Origin of the sequence: Sphingomonas radicis (assembly GCF_051400635.1) — a bacterium.
Taxonomy (GTDB): domain Bacteria; phylum Pseudomonadota; class Alphaproteobacteria; order Sphingomonadales; family Sphingomonadaceae; genus Sphingomonas.
In genome coordinates this window covers 44055-60021 of the sequence record NZ_JBLFFG010000006.1, presented here as the reverse complement: position 1 = coordinate 60021, position 15967 = coordinate 44055, and the positions used below count along the sequence as shown (strand labels likewise).

Here is a 15967-nt window from a genome sequence, read left to right as displayed (position 1 = left end):
GCCTGGGGAGGGCTTGCTGCGATTAGTCCAGCCCGGGGGCCGCGATCAACCCCCTGCTTCGAGCGCTCCCGCCGCGGCCTCGATCCGGTCGAGCATCGAACGGAGCTGCGTGCGTTCCTGCGCGCTGAAGCCTTGGAACACCCGGCGTTCGAGCTCGAGTGCCTTGGGCGCGACCTGTTCGTAGAGCGTCCGGCCCTCGGCCGAGAGCGTAAGCAGGTGCGAACGCTGGTCGCCGGGATTGCTCTCGCGCGCAACCAGCCCGCGATCGGCGAGCGCGATCGCGGCGCGGCTCACGGTCACCTTGTCCATCCGCGTGCGGCCGCACAGCGCCTGCTGGCTCATCGCCCCGTCCTCGGCGAGCACGCACACCAGCCGCCATTCGGGGATGCGGAGCCCGAAGAGCGTGCGATACGCCGTCGCCACTGCGTCCGACACTGCGTTGGACGCGATCGAGAGCCGATAGGGCAAAAAATCGTCGAGCTTCAGCGTCGCCATGCCTTGACCCTCTCCTCTCTCTTCCAACTTTCGCAAGTGACAACGTTGTACGATTGCAGTTTTTGCAATGATACCGGTATCACTTCGCACTTGCAACATAATCGGCCGCGACGCAAAAGGGACGGGCCTTTCAGGCATCCTCTCCTAAGACTTTCAAGGGTCGTCCCTCCGGGGACGGCCCCTTTTTTTGTCCAGCGCCGGTGGCAAGCCCTTTTATCCTCCCCCGCCAGGGGGAGGTGTCGCCGAAGGCGACGGAGGGGGAGGATGCCAGAAGGCTGACGATGTGCTTCCGCCCCTCCGTCAGCCTGCGGCTGACACCTCCCCTGGCGGGGGAGGATAAATCGACCTTCACCCCTTCATCTACCGCTTGATCGTCGCCCAGGTCGCCTTGCCATAGGGCGGCTTCATTCCCGCGAGCTTCGCCACGTCGAGCCGCGACTGGCGGAACACGCTGCGCGCGTGGCTGAAGGTGCGGAAACCCGCTTCGCCGTGATAGGCGCCCATTCCCGATGGACCGATCCCGCCGAACGGCAGCTCTTCCTGGCTGACGTGGAAGATCACATCGTCGAGCGTCACCCCGCCCGAGAGGGTGCGGTCCATCACCCGGCGCCGCTCGCCTGCGTCGCTGCCGAAATGATAAAGCGCGAGCGGCCGGTCGCGGCGGTTCACTTCGTCGATCGCCTCGTCGATCGTGGCGTAGCCGCGCACCGGCAGCACCGGGCCGAATATCTCCTCCTGCATCACCTTCATCTCGTCGGTGGCACCGCGGATGATGTGCAGTGGCAGCTTCCGGGAATTGGAAGCGGCGAAATCCTCGTTCGCCGGGTTGACCGCGATCACTTCGGCACCCTTGGCGCGCGCGTCGTCGATCCAGTCGATCAGCCGCGCGTGGTGGCGGTCGTTGATCATCGCGGTGTAGTCGGGATTGGCGAGCAGGCTCGGGTACATCGCGGTGGCGGCGCTCACGAGCCCAGCGACCACGTCCGCCTCCTTCTCCTCCGGCACCAGCATATAGTCGGGCGCGAGGCAGACCTGACCGGCGTTCAGCATCTTGCCCATCGCCACTCGCTCGGTCGCCCGCGCCACGTCGGCCGAGCGGCCTAGGATCACCGGCGACTTGCCGCCGAGCTCGAGCGTCACCGGCGTGAGATTGTCCGCCGCGGCGTGGAGGATGTGCCGCGCGATGCCCGTGGCGCCGGTGAACAGCAGATGGTCGAAAGGCAGCGCGGCGAAGGCCTTGCCGATCTCGGGACCGCCGCTGACGAAGGCCAGCTCCTCGGGCGCGAAATGGCGCGGGCACAGCTCCTCGAACAGCGCGGCGACCGCGGGCGTGAACTCGCTGGTCTTGACCATCGCGCGGTTGCCCGCGGCGAGCACCCCCGCGAGCGGGCTCATCACCAGGTTCACCGGGAAGTTCCACGGCGCGATGATCCCCACCACACCCTTGGGCTGATACTCCACCCGCGCCCGCGCGCCGAGCAGCCCCAGCGGAAACATCGTCGGCTTGCGCTCCGCCTTCGCCCAGCGCCCCAGATGCTTGATCGCGTGCCGGAGCGGCGCCACCGAAGCGGCGATATCGGTGATCATCGATTGCTCGCGGCTGCGATGCCCGAAGTCCTCGCTCAGCGCGTCGCAGAAGCGCGCGGCATTGTCGGCGATCATCGCGGCGGCGCGGCGGAGCCGGTCCTTACGCAGGTCGAGCGGCACCGGCAGCTCGGCCATGAACGCTCGGCGCTGGGCTTCGAGTATCTCGCGCATCGCCCCCTCCTATCCGTCGCTCTCGTCGACGAGATATACCACCGTGCCCACCGGAAACTTCGAAGTCGAGGCCGCCGTGAGCCACACCCCGAAAGCGGCGATCGCGAGCAAAGTGCCGAACGGAAGCCGCATCGAGCCGCCGATGCGTCGCCCGGCCAGCATCAGCAGCAGCACCGCGGCCAAGCCAACGAAGCACGCGCCCAGCACCACCAGCGGCAGGCTCGCCCAGCCGAGCCACAGCCCGATGCCCCCCAGCATCTTGGGATCGCCCCCGCCCAGCCCGTGCCGCCCGCGCAGCGCGCGATAGGCCATCGCGACCAGCCATAGCGCGCCATAGCCCGCCGCACCGCCGATCAGCCGCTCCTGCAGCGGCGGTGCGATATCGGTGAAGAGTCCCACCGCCAGCCCTCCTGCGGCAAGCGCCCCGGTGAGCGCATTGGGCAGCCAGAAGGCGGCAAAATCGATCGCGGCCAGCGCGAGCAGCAGCCAGCCGAACACCGCCCCGCACGCCCCCTCGATCCCCGGCGCCGCCAGTCCCGCAGCCACGCCGATCGCCCCGCCGATCAGCTCGGTCACCAGATGCGACGGAGCGATCCGCCCTCCGCACTCCCGGCATCGCCCGCGCTGGAGGACATGGCTCGCCACCGGCACCAGCTCGGCCGCGCGCAGCTCCTTGCCGCACCCGTCGCACGCCGATCGCCCGCGCAGCGCCGATCGCCCCTCCGGCCAGCGGATCGCCACCGTCGCGATGAAGCTCCCGAAGACCAGCCCCAGCACTCCCAACAGCGCCGGCCAGACCCAGTCCTCAATCGTCATGCCGCGGCGCCCGCTTGCGGATCAGATAGCGATAGACGCCGAAGCAGTTGATCCCGAACAGCACCAGATTCTGCGTCCACAGCGGCTCGTCGTCGGACAGGAACGCTCCCGAGATCCAGGCGATGCTCGACGCCACGAACAGCGCGAACCCCCAGCCCGTCACTCGCCGCCCGAGATCGAGCGAGACCATGAAGGCCGCGATCATCCCGCTGATCGATGCGGACCATTTGAGGATATCGACCAGCGCCATGCGAACCTCTCCTTGGGGCGGCGCCACGGCTTTTGCAAACCGTCTCGCGAGATACTAGATGCGCCCCAACCAGCGAGAGGATCAAACATGTCCGCCGACGATATCGTCATCGTTTCCTATGCCCGCACCCCGATGGGCAGCTTCCAGGGCAGCCTGAGCGATGCCAGCGCCACCGATCTGGGCGCCACCGCGGTCGGCGCCGCAGTCGAGCGCGCGGGATTGAAGGGCGACGCAATCGAGCGGATCTACATGGGCTGCGTGCTCCCCGCCGGGCTCGGCCAGGCCCCCGCGCGCCAGGCCGCGCTCAAGGCGAACCTCCCCCACCACATCGAAGCGACCACGATCAACAAGATGTGCGGATCGGGCATGCAGGCGGCGATCATGGCCGCCGACGCGCTCGCCGCGGGCTCGGCCGACCTGATCGTCGCGGGCGGCATGGAGAGCATGACCAACGCCCCCTATCTCTCGCTCCGCCACCGCTCCGGCGCCCGCATCGGCCACGACGCGCTCAAGGACCATATGTACCTGGACGGGCTCGAGGACGCCTATGAGCCCGGCCGCCTCATGGGCAGCTTCGCCGAGGAGACCGCGCAGGAATATCAGTTCACGCGGCAAGCGCAGGACGATTTCGCCATCGCCAGCCTCGAGCGCGCACAGAAGGCGCAGCGCACCGGCGCGTTCGATCGCGAAATCGTCCCCGTCGAGGTCCAGGGCCGCAAGGGCGTCACCACCGTCGCGCTCGACGAGCAGCCCGCGAAGGCCGATCCCGCCAAGATCCCCACGCTCAAGCCCGCCTTCGCGAAGGAGGGAACGATCACCGCCGCCAACGCCTCGTCGATCTCGGACGGCGCCGCGGCGCTGGTGATGACCCGCGCGAGCGTCGCCGAGCGGCTGGGCCTCACCCCTCGCGCCCGCATCGTCGCGCACGCTGCGCACGCGCACCTCCCCGCCCGCTTCACCACCGCGCCGGTCTTCGCGATGCGAAAGGCGCTGGAGAAAGCGGGCTGGACGACCAACGACGTCGACCTGTTCGAAGTCAACGAAGCCTTCGCCTGCGTCGCGATGATCGCGATGAAGGAGCTCGGCATCGCCCATGGCGTGCTCAACATCCACGGCGGCGCCTGCGCGCTCGGCCACCCGGTCGGCGCCAGCGGCGCCCGCATCCTCGCGACCCTGCTCTCAGCGCTGGAGACCACCGGCGGCAAGCGCGGCCTCGCCTCGCTCTGCATCGGCGGCGGCGAAGCGACTGCGATGGCGGTGGAGCTCATCGACTGAGGGTTTAGGTTTTTGGAGCGCAAAGCCCCTCCCCTTCAGGGGAGGGGTTTGGGGTGGGGCATGTCAGTCTCGCCGAGGTCTGCGCCCGTGGACAGTCCCCACCCCAACCCCTCCCCTGAAGGGGAGGGGCTTATCGCCCACGGCCAAACCGCCCCCTCCAATCCTCCCCCGCCAGGGGGAGGTGGCGCCGAAGGCGACGGAGGGGGAGGAAGCACGCCGCTACGGTCGGGCATCCGCCCCTCCGCCACGCGCTGCGCGCGAAGGCGAAGACCGCCTGAGTCCCGCCCCAGGCTGTCAGCGCGGTCGCCGCAGCATCGGGACGAGCGTCGGCGACGAACCGACCTGGATAGCGCCGAGCGGCTCGAAGCCGTGGCGTTGATAGAAGGGGATGTTGCGCGGGTTCGAAGATTCCAGATAGGCCGGCACGTGATCGCCGTCGCACTGCGCCAAGGCATAGGCCATCAACGCATCGCCGTGACCTTCGCCTTGGTGCGCCGGATCGACACCGATCAGGGGCAAATACCAATGCGGCTCGGTCGGATGATATCTGGCCATCTGCTCGAATATGGCTTCGGTTTCGGGGGCAAGCGAGGGCGCAACGGTGCTTTCGATCACCGCGCCAAGCCCTTCTTCGTCAGGACCCACCCCGGGCGGCAGCCATAGCGCCGCCCCGGCATAGCCGTCGGTGCAAAAAGCGCTTCCGCTGGAGAACGCCCTGCTCCCGAACGCACGCGCCATCCGCGGCATTGCCGCAAGATACTGGTGCGCCCGCGGCCAAGTCCATCGCGCCATGGGGTCTGCCGCGAACGCCAGCACGATGGTCTCGATCGCCGGGCCTTCATCGGCCGGGGCCATAACTCTCACTCCCGGTGATTCCATGTTGCCCTCCAGCTGAGGCCGGCCGTTCGACGAGGCTCCCGCCCGGCGCTTGGCACCACAGGATAGCCTATATGGCGCGGGAGCGACATCGCGCATGTTCGCCCAGGGGAGTTGGGTCAGGACTCGGGAATAGCCGGCAAGATTGTCGTTCTGTGTGGCACTGGCACTCAGCGGCCTCGTCTATGCCCGCCTATGGGCGTTCGCCCCGGCGAATAAGGTTGAACCTATATTCTAGATTACCCTTCACTTTGGAAGAATGCGAATATCTTTAGGATTCTAAACAGCCCTTCGAAAATAGGCTTGTCCAGCTCAGCAATATTTGAATTAAGCGCCTCTATGATCGCCCGGCAATTTATTTGCTGAACAGAATACAATGGAGTCGCGCGCACCATTCCAATGAGGTATTCTTTATTTTCTTCGATGCCACGTCGCGCAACGGCACCGAAGGTCTCCTTGGTATAATTGGTTTCGTAAATAGAGTTACCAAGCACCTTCGTGAGCGCTTTTCGCAACAGTGTTCGGTCGCGCCGATATTCATATGGCAGACAAGAAACAAAGCGTGCCAAAGAAGTGTTGATATAGGGGTAGATCGGCCAAAGCCCGAAGCGAAGGACTCGCTGAGAGCGCGCCGCGGCGCTCTGCCAGCTAGATGGCTGCAGCCATGAGGCAGGGTACTCGCTCGAAAGCATGTGCGCCTGCTGTAACCCCTCCGTTGAGAGGAACGGCGATGACGTGTCCGGTTCGGCGCGGTGCTCTTCCTCGCCTTCATAAATCGCGTACAGTTCGTCGCCTCCGAAACCGGAGATGAGTGTGTCTACGCCCGCTGAACGCAGCGCGGCGAACAAAACCTCGAAAAGCTCCGGATAGTTCTCGTCATCTGGCAGCACGTTGAGACCGAGCCGGCGGGCTGTGCCGGGGGCAAAGGGTGCAAACCGTTCCGCGGGCACGGCCAGATCGTCGAATCCACCGCGCTCTATAATAAGACGACGCCGCTCATCCTGCGCTTTCCCCATCGCACCATTGAATCGTGCCTCGGCGCTCAGAAGGGCACCCCCAATTGCTCCAGCAGCAGCCAGCGCCGTCAGCGCGGAATCCATCCCGCCGCTCACCTCGACCGCCACATTCGCGGGAGAAAGCGGCCGAGCTCCTATTATCGTCGAAACAGTGTCGAAGAGTGCCGCTTCCAGATCGGCTCCGTGCACGATCTCCTGGGGACCTTCGTATTCGACCGCGGCCGGATAGCTAGCCTTCAAGCCTGCCAGTGTGACGGTGATGGTGGAGTCGGCCGTCACGCGGTGCAGACCTTCGACGACGGTGCGCGTGTCGTAAATGGATCGGCCGGCAATCTGGGCAAGTACGATGTCAATTGACGGCCTGACCGATATCTTCTGGAGCAAGCGGGCATAGTCCCAGTCGATCAGGACCGAGTCTCCGGTAGCGTGAATGTAAGCTGGCACCGACACCACCGGCGAAGTGCTATATTGAACACGCGGCTCCCGGCGATCCAACAATAATATGGCGAAATCGAGCAAATGGTCGCGCGCCGCCGCAAGCTCTACATAGATCTCCGCGTCATCTAGTTGACGGTGCTCGCCTGATACTTCCTCACTACCACAGAAACGTTCGGATGCTATGAGGACCAGTCGGCTATAACTGGCCAGCACGCGCCAATGCACCATCCGATGGTCGAGTGGGCGGACGAACGAGCTTCCAAAAACAAGCGCCCCGTCCACAATCTTGTACGGGGCGCCAAAGTCTCGGAAATCGAGATCGGCTTGAAACATACCGATCGATCTTACTTGTTTAGATTAGCCGCGAGACCCAAAAATAACGTCATCACCTTCATAGACCTTGGCCGCGATCGGACGCATTTCCGAACGAACGTTCCCGCGTGACAACAGTTGGTCGAGATTGTTCAGGCGAGCGCGCAGTTCGTTGGACTTGATCGGAACGTTCATAAACTTCCTCCATCCAAGACGCCGATTCGGAAATTTCTTTCGGCGTCCATCAAAAGGCTGGTCTGGCCAAACCATAGGCGCAAGGGTTGGAAGTTGAAACGTTGCATTTCGTCGACGAAGCGCGCCATCAATGGGCCTCAAGCATTTCTGTTCCCCCTAGTAAAATAGGATTTGTTCTGCTTTCGTTCGCATATGCGCGAGCAGCCGAGTCCCCCTTCCCCGCACCCCGCCGCGCCGGCGCGTAGCCGCTGTGCAGGTGTCGCTTCGCTGGTGTGTCGGTGGCGCGTGGCTGCCGCTTCGGTGCCGCGCGGGTGTAGCGTAGCTGCCGCGTACCTGTCGCTTCGCTGGCGCGTAGCCGTCGCCTCGCCTCGCCTCGCCTCGCCTGCAAAACGTGCAATCGAGTCAAGCAAGTCAACCAGTCGAGTCAATCTGGCGCAGGACAAGCGGGCGGCCGCCGACCAGCATGCCGCCCCTAACGCAACCCCGCCGCCGCGGCTAACGCTGGGCTCGCACACCCGCAAACGCGGTCGAGCGAGTGTCAAGCAAGTGTCAACCGCGGCCGCCCCAGAATCGCCTCACACCCGCAGAAATCCGCGCTTTTCCCATTCAACCAAAAGGTTGGGCATCACCCCCGCCGCCAACCTTTGGATTGGCAGCCGGACGTGCGAGTCAATCGATCACTTCGCCCGGCTCGACGCCCCAGATCTGCGCCTGCTGGACATAGCCGCCGCGGCCTTTGACTTCGAACCAGCACCAGCCGACGGCGCATTTGCTGATCGCGCCCACCACGCCGGGCGCCGCGCGCCAGTTGATCCGGGCGTTCGGTTCGGGCGAGGCGCGCATCTCCGTGATCGCGCCGGTCACATAGCCGGTGCGCTTCACGTCCAGCAGGTTGGAGAGCATCCAGCCCTGGGTGCCGCCGGGGTCCTCCACCTTGCGCCACTCGCCGTAGATGTCGATCACGCGCAGCGGCAGCCCGCGGCGCTGGTAGAGCCAGCTCGCCGGATAGTTGCGCCCCGGCCCGGTGCGCATCCGCGCCTTGTCCGCCTTGATCGAGACGTAATAGGGCGGCGTGCGCTGCGCCTCGGCCGTCGGCGCGAACGCCAGCGCCACCGCGACCACCAAAGCTCCGGGCACGATCCAACCCACGCCGCGCATATGTCCCCCGTTCATTGCGATCCTCTACCGCGCCGTGGCGGCGGGCATCAACCGTTGACTGGCGCCGCCGCTGCCGCCAATCCCGCCTTCATGGTACAGGCGCCGCGCCCCTCTCGCCCCCGGGTGGCCGTCACGCGCTCGCTGCCCGAGGCAGTCGAGGCGCGGATGGCGGAGCTGTTCGACGCCGTGCTCAGTGCCGATGACAAGGCCATGGACCGCGACGCGCTCGCCGCGGCGATGGCGGAGGCGGACGTGTTCGTCCCCACCGTCACCGATCGGATCGACGCCGCGCTGATCGATGCGGCGCCCGATCGGCTTCGGCTGATCGCCAATTACGGCACGGGTGTGGGGCATATCGATCTCCAGGCCGCCCGCGCCCGCGGGATCGTCGTCACCAATACGCCCGGCGTGCTGACCGAAGACACGGCCGACATGGCGATGGCGCTGATCCTCGCGGTGCCGCGCCGGCTGGTGGAGGGCGACAAGCTGGTGCGCTCGGGCCAGTGGACCGGCTGGCGGCCCACCGGCATGCGCGGGCACCGGATCGGCGGCAAGAAGCTCGGCATCCTCGGCATGGGCCGGATCGGCCAGGCCGTCGCGGCGCGCGCGCGGGCGTTCGGGCTGCAGGTCCATTACCATAATCGCCATCGCATCCCCGAAGTGGCCGAGGCGCAGCTGGGCGCTACCTGGCACGCCGATCTCGATGCGATGCTGGCGGCGGTGGACATCCTCACCATCCACGCGCCGCACACCGGCGCCACCGCGGGGCTGATCGACGCGCGCCGGCTCGATCTGCTCGGGCCCGGCGGCTGGCTGATCAACACGGCGCGCGGCGAGATCGTCGATCCGGAGGCACTGGTCGCGGCACTTCGGGATGGCCGGATCGCGGGTGCGGGGCTCGACGTCTATGTCGGCGAGCCGGCGGTCGATCCGCGGCTGTTCGATCTGCCCAATGTCGTGCTGCTGCCGCACCTCGGCTCGGCGACGTTCGAGGGGCGCGAGGCGATGGGGATGAAGGTCGTCGCCAACATCCGCTCCTGGGTCGACGGCCACCGCCCGCCCGATCAGGTGCTCGAGGGCTGGCTCTAGCGGCTCCCGTTACGCCGCCGGAACACGTTCGCCCCGACGCGGGTTGTGCCCGCACGCACGGGAGGACGGTGATGAAGAAATACAGCTACGCATGGATAACGCTTGGTTTTTTTCTGGTCTCGTTCGGCCTCCACTGGTTTTTCGGCTGGAGCAGCTTCGTCGACGAGCAGCAGGCGCACGGCCAGCCGCCCGAAGTGTCGAGCTACCTCAACGAGATGCTGCGCGACACGTTCGAGAATTGGCAGTCCGAGTTCCTCCAGCTCCTCTGGCAGGTCGTGGGGCTCGCCTATTTCCTCTACGTCGGCTCGCCCTCGTCCAAGGAGAATGACGACCGGATGGAAGCGAAGGTCGACGCGCTGATCCGCCTCAAGGCGGGCCCGGACCGCGGCCAGGAGATCATCGACGAGCTCGACGATCGCTTCATGCGCCACCACGGCCACGCCAAGCCGCATGCCCATGGCAGCGACCCGGTAGTGGGCGACGAGAAGGAGGATGCAGTCTAGGGTCTGGACCCTAGAGGCCGCGGAGCCACTCGGCGATCATCGCCTGCCCCGCCGCCACAGCGGCCGGGCCATGGGCCTGATACTCGCGGCGAAGCGCGTCGGGCGAGCTGCCCGCGGCGGCGATGAAGTCGGAGCCCTTGTCGATCCAGGTCTCGAAGCTCGGGTCCTCGCCCATCTCGGGGTGGAACTGGAGCGCGAGCAGCCCGGGTCCGCGGCGGAAGGCTTGGTGCGGATAGGCCGAAGTCGAGGCGAGCAGCTCGGCGCCGTCCGGTAAGTCGAAGGTGTCTCCGTGCCAGTGGAGCATCGGCGTGCTCCCGAGATGCCGAAGCGGAGACCCGGCGCCGGTGAGCTGCACCGGCGCGAAGCCGATCTCCCTGACGGGGCCGGGCCGCACCTCTGCCCCCATCGCCGCGGCGATCATCTGCGCGCCCAGGCACACGCCGAGCGTGGGCAGCCCCCGTCCGATCCGCCCGGCAAGCCGCTCGAGCTCATGCCTGATCCACGGATGCGCCTCCCGCTCGTAAACCCCCATCGGCCCGCCCATCACCAGCAGCAGGTCGGTAGCGTCGAAGTCGACCTCGGCAAAGCCGGCATCGGCCACGTCGACGAAGTTGAGCGCATACCCCGCCGCCTCGATCGGCGCACGAAACCCGGCCAGCCCCTCATAGGGGACGTGGCGAATGATCAGTCCGGTCCTCACGAGCGGCTCAGTCGCCGGTCAGGATGCGGTCGACGAGCTGCTTCACCGTGGGGACAAAACCGTTCGAGTAGAAGGGGTCGCGCTTGAAGTTGTACGCGCCGTGCCCGGCGAACATCAGGTTCTGGTCGACGGGACCGCCATGGGCGATGTCCTGGAGCGTCTTCTGGATGCAGAAGCTGCGCGGATCGGCGAGACGGCCGGTGGAATTGGTCTCTGTATCCGCCCAGGACGAGAATTGGCACTGGCTCAGGCAGCCCATGCAATCGGCCTGGTCCTTGCGGATGATCGCCTTCTCCTCCTCGGTGACGAAGACGAGCGTGTTGTCGGGCGTCTTGAGCGCCGAAGTGAAGCCCTCGCCGAACCACTGGCGCGCGCGCAGCAGGTCGTTGCGGGTCACCCAGAAGTTCTTGCCCTTCACGCCCACGTCGAGCTGGAAGGTATGATCGCCGGCATGCTCGGTCGAATAGGCGATCTGCCGCTCCGAGCGTGCCTCGAGGTTACGCAGGAAAGGATTGCGCACTGCCGAGGAATAGAAGCCGGTAGGCGAGAAGCGGTGGAGCAGGATGTCGCCCTCCTCCAGCTTCATCAGCTCGTTCTTCCACGCCTCGGGGATCGGGCTTTCCTTGGTGAGCAGCGGGCGCGTCCCGAACTGGAAGGCGATCTTGCCGAGCTCGGGATTGTCGATCCAGTCGTTCCAGTCGCGGAGATACCAGACCCCGCCGGCCATCACGATGGGAACGTCGTCGGAGATGCCGCCCTCGCGCATCGTCGCGCGCAGATCGCGGACGCGCGGGTACGGGTCCTGCGGCACCAGCGGGTCCTCGGCGTTGGACAGGCCGTTGTGCCCGCCCGCGAGCCACGGGTCCTCATAGACCACCGCCGAGAGCCAGTCGGCCGCCTTCGAATAGGCGCGCTTCCACAGCGCGCGGAAGGCGCGGCCCGAGCTGACGATCGGCAGGTAGGAGACGTTGTACGACGCCGCGATCTCGCTGAGCTTGTAGGGCATACCCGCACCGCAGGTCACGCCTGCGACCATGCCCTTGGTGCGCTCGAGCACGCCGTGGAGCACACGCTGCGCGCCGCCCATCTCCCAGAGCACGTTGATGTTGATCGCACCCTTTCCGCCGCCGATCTCGAACGCCTTCTTGACCTGCTGCACCGCGCCTTCGATCGCATAGGCGATCAGCTCTTCGTGGCGCTCGCGGCGAGTGAGCGCGTGATAGACCTGCGGAATGATCTTGCCCTCGGCGTCATAGCTGTCGGCATTGACCGCGCTGACCGTGCCGATGCCGCCGGCCGCTGCCCAGGCGCCGGCGCTCGCGTGGTTGGTCGCCGCAACGCCCTTCCCCCCTTCGACCAGCGGCCAGACCTCACGGCCGTTGTAAACGATGGGCGTAAGACCCTTGAACAAATCTACCTCCGAAAAAATTTGCGGGACGCTAGACGCAAAGCCCCTAACAAGCGAGACGCATTCGTTATTGCAGCGCGTCAGGGCGTCCCATCGCCTGGCCGTAGAGCCGCGCATAGGACGCGATCATTTCAGCCTCATCGAACAACGCACGTGCGCGCTCGCGGTTCTGCTGCCCGATATAGATCCGGGATTCAGGGTTCTTGGCGAGCGTGTCGATCCGGTCGCGGATGTCGACCTCGTTTCGGCGCGGAGCCAGGAACGCGTCGTTCTCCGGCGCCACCATCCCCGGAATATCGCCAAGGCGCGGCGCGACGACCGGCAGTCCGGCCGCCATCGCTTCCATCACGGCAACCGGCGCCTGCTCGCGCTTCGACGAGAGCGCGAAGATATCAAACAGGCCCATGTATCTGTGGGGCTCGGGCAGCAGCCCCGGAAGGATCAAATCGTCCTCGATCGCCATGCTCTCGGCGGCATCGAGGATGGTCTGGCGCTCGGGGCCCTCGCCGACGATCACCAGCTTGAAGCGCGAATTGAGCCCGCCGCACGCGCGCACGAGCATCGGCAGATCCTTGTCGGGCTGGAGCCCCGTGACGCAGCCGATGAACACCTCGCCCTCGCGCCGCTTCTGGAGCGCGGGAATCAGTCGCGGATCGGTTTTGCCGGTATAGAGTGCAGTCGCGATCCCGCTGGGAATGCGGTGGATGCGCTCGCGCGGCTGATGCCAATATTTGACCGCGACCTTCTCGACCGCCTCGCTCGGGACCACCAGCGCATTCGCCGCGGGAAGCGCCATGCGACGGTACATGTTGCGCACGGGATTGAGGCGCCTGGCTTCGTCGTCGCCGAAGCCGTCCTCGTGGTGGACGACCGGGGGGAGCCCCTTGCCGAACACCCGCGCCGCCATCACGCCGTCGATCGCGCCCCAATTATAGGTGAGCACCAGGTCGAACCGCCGCATGAAGCGCGCGATCTCCTCATAGCGCTTGACCGACGGCCGGCCGGCGAGCGGCGGCGGGTTCTGCGCGATCTCATATTTGATGCCTTTGGCGATCAGGTCGCGTGCGCCGAGCTGGTCGGGGGCGGCCGAGACGATCGTGTGCCGCGCCTTGTCGCCGAACGCATTCATCAGCCGCACCGCGCGCGCTTCCTTGCCGCCGAGCGCGAAGGTGGAATGGAGGTGGAGGATGTGGATGGGCATGGTCGGAACGGCCCGATAGCCGATCGCCTACCGTCCGTCATCCCCGCGAACCAATCCTCCCCCGCCAGGGAGAGGTGGTGCCGAAGGCGCCGGAGGGGGCGGATGCCAGAACGTACCGGCGCGCTTCCGCCCCTTCCGTCATGCTTCGCATGCCACCTCCCCCTGGCGGGGGAGGATTTAAGGTGACGAGGGCCTATATCTTCCCTAGCAGCCGGTCGACTCCCGCGACGGCTTCCGACTCCTCGAGCGTCGGCGCATGACCCACGCCGGGGATCGTCACCAGCTCGCCCTGCGGCAGACGCGCGAGCATCTTGTCGGCGGTATCGGCGCTCAGGATGTCCGAGCGTTCGCCGCGCACGACCAGCACCGGGCGCTTCTTGAGCGCGTCGAGCGTCGGCCACATGTCGGGACCGGCTTCATTGCCCGGCACCCGAAACGGCTCGGCGATCTTCATGTCATAGTCGAGGACGATCCGGCCCGAGCTGTTCACGCGGTAGAGCCGCTTGGCCATGCGCAGCCAATCCTCGATGTCATATCCCGGATAGACATCTGCATTGCTTTCCGCGATGGCTCGGGCGGCGTGCATCCAGGTGGGGTGCCACACCGCCTTGCCCACATAAGTGCGGATCCGCGCGAGGCCGGAAGGATTGAGCTCGGGTCCCACGTCGTTGAGCACCACACCCGCCAGCTTATCGCCATCGGTGGCGGCGAGGAGCATCGTGACGATCCCGCCGAGCGACGTGCCGACCGCGATGAAGCGATCGATGGCGAGCTCGGCGAGCAGCGCCTCTACGTCCTGAAGGTAAACCAGCGGGACATAGGTCATCGGATCCTTGGCATAGGCGCTCTCGCCACGGCCGCGGAACTCCACGCAGATCACGCGCCATTCGCCCGCAAGCCGCGCCGCCAGCCCCTCATAGTCGCGCGCGTTTCGCGTGAGGCCGGGCAGGCAGATCAGCGGCGGCTTGCCGGCCGGGCCGGGATAATCGCGATAGTGGAGGCGCAGCCCGTCGTTGGACCACCAATATCCATCGCTGTAGTTGCGCCGCTCGCCCATCGCCCCCCATATCGCCGCATGGACTTCACTCCGCAACAGGCGATCCTCGAACTCGGACCTGCCTTCTACGATCCGGTCGCGCCGGCGCGATTTCCGAAGACGATCCTGCGCTTCCGCAACGATCGTGCAGCGGCAAACGTGGGACTGGACGGGCTGAGCGACGCCGAATGGATCGCGCATTTCGGCCGGTTCGAGCCGCTGCCCGGCAGCCTGGAGCAGCCGCTGGCGCTGCGTTACCACGGCCATCAGTTCCGCGTGTACAATCCCGATATCGGCGACGGGCGCGGTTTCCTGTTCGCGCAGATGATCGATGACCGCGGGCGGCTGCTGGACCTGGGCACCAAGGGATCGGGGCAGACTCCCTACAGCCGGTTCGGCGACGGGCGGCTGACGCTCAAAGGCGGCGTGCGCGAGATACTGGCGACCGAGATGCTCGAAGCGCTCGGGGTCGAGACCTCGAAAACCTTCTCGCTCATCGAGACCGGCGAGGAGCTGGAGCGCAACGACGAGCCTTCCCCTACCCGTTCGTCGGTGCTGGTGCGGCTGAACCATGGTCATATCCGGATCGGCACCTTCCAGCGGCTCGCCTATTTCCAGGATACCGAAGGGCTCGCGCAGCTCGCCGCCTATGTGCTGCGCCATCATTACGGCGAGGAGCCGGGGAACGACGGCCCGGCACGGCTGCTCGCGCACGTGGGCGCACGGACGGCACGGCTGGCGGGGCAGTATATGGCGGCGGGCTTCGTCCACGGCGTGCTCAACAGCGACAACATCAACGTGACGGGCGAGAGCTTCGACTATGGCCCGTGGCGCTTCGCACCGACGTGGGACGCCGGCTTCACCGCAGCCTATTTCGATCACGCCGGGCTCTACGCCTACGGCCGCCAGCCCGAGGCGATCTATTGGGACGTGATGCAGCTCGCCAGCTCGCTGCGGCTGATCTCCGAGGAGGAGCCGCTTATCGAGGCGCTCGACGGCTTCCCCGAACGGTTCCAGCAGGAAGTGGCGAACGCGATGCTGTGGCGGCTGGGTGTGGTGCCCCGCGGCGCCGAGCACGACCGGCCGCTCGTGCGGGCGATCGAGCAGGCGCTGACTGCCACCGCTACCCCGATCGACCGCTTCTTCTTCGACGGCTTCGGCGGAACGCTGCCCGCCAGCTATCGCGAACCGTTCGCCGATCTGCGAAGCCAACTCGCCGCCTACCGCCCACGCAAGCGCCGCGACCACGCCTATTGGTCGGACAACAAACCCTGCGCGATGCTGATCGACGAAGTGGAAGCGATCTGGGCGGCGATCGCCGCGGACGACGATTGGGGACCGCTGAAGGCCAAGGTGGCGGCGGTACGCCGGATGGGCGAAGCGCTCGCCTAGGGGTTGGCAAGCTTCCGCGATTTCGGGCAAGAGCGGCCAGCCGCTGCGG

The 15967-nt window shown here is 66.3% G+C and carries 16 protein-coding genes; 4 read left to right on the top strand and 12 right to left on the bottom strand.

The window, feature by feature from the left end; genetic code table 11:
* Positions 1 to 45: 45 nt before the first annotated feature.
* From ACMGDH_RS17235 to ACMGDH_RS17220, 4 genes are all read right to left on the bottom strand, one after another.
* Entirely contained in the window at positions 46 to 495 is a 450-nt protein-coding gene (locus ACMGDH_RS17235) for a MarR family winged helix-turn-helix transcriptional regulator (protein ID WP_436829215.1), read from the bottom strand.
* Positions 496 to 855: 360 nt separating this feature from the next.
* Positions 856 to 2253: a coniferyl aldehyde dehydrogenase gene (locus tag ACMGDH_RS17230; RefSeq protein ID WP_436829214.1), complete on the bottom strand. Its 1398-nt coding sequence runs from the start codon at positions 2251 to 2253 to the stop codon at positions 856 to 858.
* A 9-nt stretch (positions 2254 to 2262) separates the two neighbouring features.
* Positions 2263 to 3069 carry a prepilin peptidase gene (locus ACMGDH_RS17225; RefSeq protein WP_436829213.1) on the bottom strand — a complete coding sequence of 269 codons (807 nt, stop codon included), beginning with the start codon at positions 3067 to 3069 and terminating at the stop codon, positions 2263 to 2265.
* Positions 3059 to 3319: a hypothetical protein gene (locus ACMGDH_RS17220; protein ID WP_436829212.1), complete on the bottom strand. Its 261-nt coding sequence runs from the start codon at positions 3317 to 3319 to the stop codon at positions 3059 to 3061. The genes ACMGDH_RS17225 and ACMGDH_RS17220 overlap by 11 nt, the downstream gene beginning before the upstream one ends.
* A gap of 87 nt (positions 3320 to 3406) precedes the next feature.
* Here ACMGDH_RS17220 and ACMGDH_RS17215 point away from each other — a divergent pair, with 87 nt between their 5' ends.
* Positions 3407 to 4594, top strand: coding sequence for an acetyl-CoA C-acyltransferase (locus ACMGDH_RS17215; RefSeq protein ID WP_436829211.1), 1188 nt, complete (start codon positions 3407 to 3409; stop codon positions 4592 to 4594).
* A gap of 294 nt (positions 4595 to 4888) precedes the next feature.
* Here the strand turns inward: ACMGDH_RS17215 and ACMGDH_RS17210 are convergent, their stop codons facing one another.
* The 4 genes from ACMGDH_RS17210 to ACMGDH_RS17195 form a co-directional block, all read right to left on the bottom strand.
* Positions 4889 to 5449: a GNAT family N-acetyltransferase gene (locus tag ACMGDH_RS17210; RefSeq protein WP_436829210.1), complete on the bottom strand. Its 561-nt coding sequence runs from the start codon at positions 5447 to 5449 to the stop codon at positions 4889 to 4891.
* A gap of 260 nt (positions 5450 to 5709) precedes the next feature.
* On the bottom strand, positions 5710 to 7257 hold the full coding sequence (locus tag ACMGDH_RS17205) for a hypothetical protein (RefSeq protein ID WP_436829209.1): 1548 nt from the start codon (positions 7255 to 7257) through the stop codon (positions 5710 to 5712).
* Positions 7258 to 7281: 24 nt separating this feature from the next.
* Entirely contained in the window at positions 7282 to 7431 is a 150-nt protein-coding gene (locus ACMGDH_RS17200; protein ID WP_436829208.1) for a hypothetical protein, read from the bottom strand.
* Between the two features lie 669 nt (positions 7432 to 8100).
* The gene (locus tag ACMGDH_RS17195; protein ID WP_436829207.1) at positions 8101 to 8604 is read right to left on the bottom strand and encodes an SH3 domain-containing protein; all 504 of its coding nucleotides are present in this window, start codon (positions 8602 to 8604) and stop codon (positions 8101 to 8103) included.
* A 75-nt stretch (positions 8605 to 8679) separates the two neighbouring features.
* Between ACMGDH_RS17195 and ACMGDH_RS17190 the strand changes: the two genes are divergently transcribed.
* Positions 8680 to 9678: a 2-hydroxyacid dehydrogenase gene (locus ACMGDH_RS17190; RefSeq protein ID WP_436829365.1), complete on the top strand. Its 999-nt coding sequence runs from the start codon at positions 8680 to 8682 to the stop codon at positions 9676 to 9678.
* Between the two features lie 71 nt (positions 9679 to 9749).
* Positions 9750 to 10181, top strand: a complete 432-nt coding sequence (locus ACMGDH_RS17185; protein WP_436829206.1) for a DUF6766 family protein — start codon at positions 9750 to 9752, stop codon at positions 10179 to 10181.
* Positions 10182 to 10191: 10 nt separating this feature from the next.
* On the opposite strand, the gene ACMGDH_RS17180 is transcribed toward ACMGDH_RS17185, so the two are convergent.
* The 4 genes from ACMGDH_RS17180 to ACMGDH_RS17165 all read right to left on the bottom strand — a co-directional run bounded on the left by ACMGDH_RS17180 (position 10192) and on the right by ACMGDH_RS17165 (position 14547).
* Positions 10192 to 10881: a glutamine amidotransferase gene (locus ACMGDH_RS17180; RefSeq protein ID WP_436829205.1), complete on the bottom strand. Its 690-nt coding sequence runs from the start codon at positions 10879 to 10881 to the stop codon at positions 10192 to 10194.
* Positions 10882 to 10888: 7 nt separating this feature from the next.
* Positions 10889 to 12292, bottom strand: coding sequence for an NAD(P)H-dependent flavin oxidoreductase (locus tag ACMGDH_RS17175; protein WP_436829204.1), 1404 nt, complete (start codon positions 12290 to 12292; stop codon positions 10889 to 10891).
* Positions 12293 to 12356: 64 nt separating this feature from the next.
* Positions 12357 to 13490, bottom strand: a complete 1134-nt coding sequence (locus tag ACMGDH_RS17170; protein WP_436829203.1) for a glycosyltransferase family 4 protein — start codon at positions 13488 to 13490, stop codon at positions 12357 to 12359.
* A 193-nt stretch (positions 13491 to 13683) separates the two neighbouring features.
* Positions 13684 to 14547 carry an alpha/beta fold hydrolase gene (locus tag ACMGDH_RS17165; RefSeq protein ID WP_436829364.1) on the bottom strand — a complete coding sequence of 288 codons (864 nt, stop codon included), beginning with the start codon at positions 14545 to 14547 and terminating at the stop codon, positions 13684 to 13686.
* A gap of 18 nt (positions 14548 to 14565) precedes the next feature.
* Between ACMGDH_RS17165 and ACMGDH_RS17160 the strand changes: the two genes are divergently transcribed.
* Complete coding sequence (locus ACMGDH_RS17160) at positions 14566 to 15918, top strand: protein adenylyltransferase SelO family protein (RefSeq protein WP_436829202.1); 1353 nt, start codon at positions 14566 to 14568, stop codon at positions 15916 to 15918.
* Positions 15919 to 15967 lie beyond the last annotated feature (49 nt).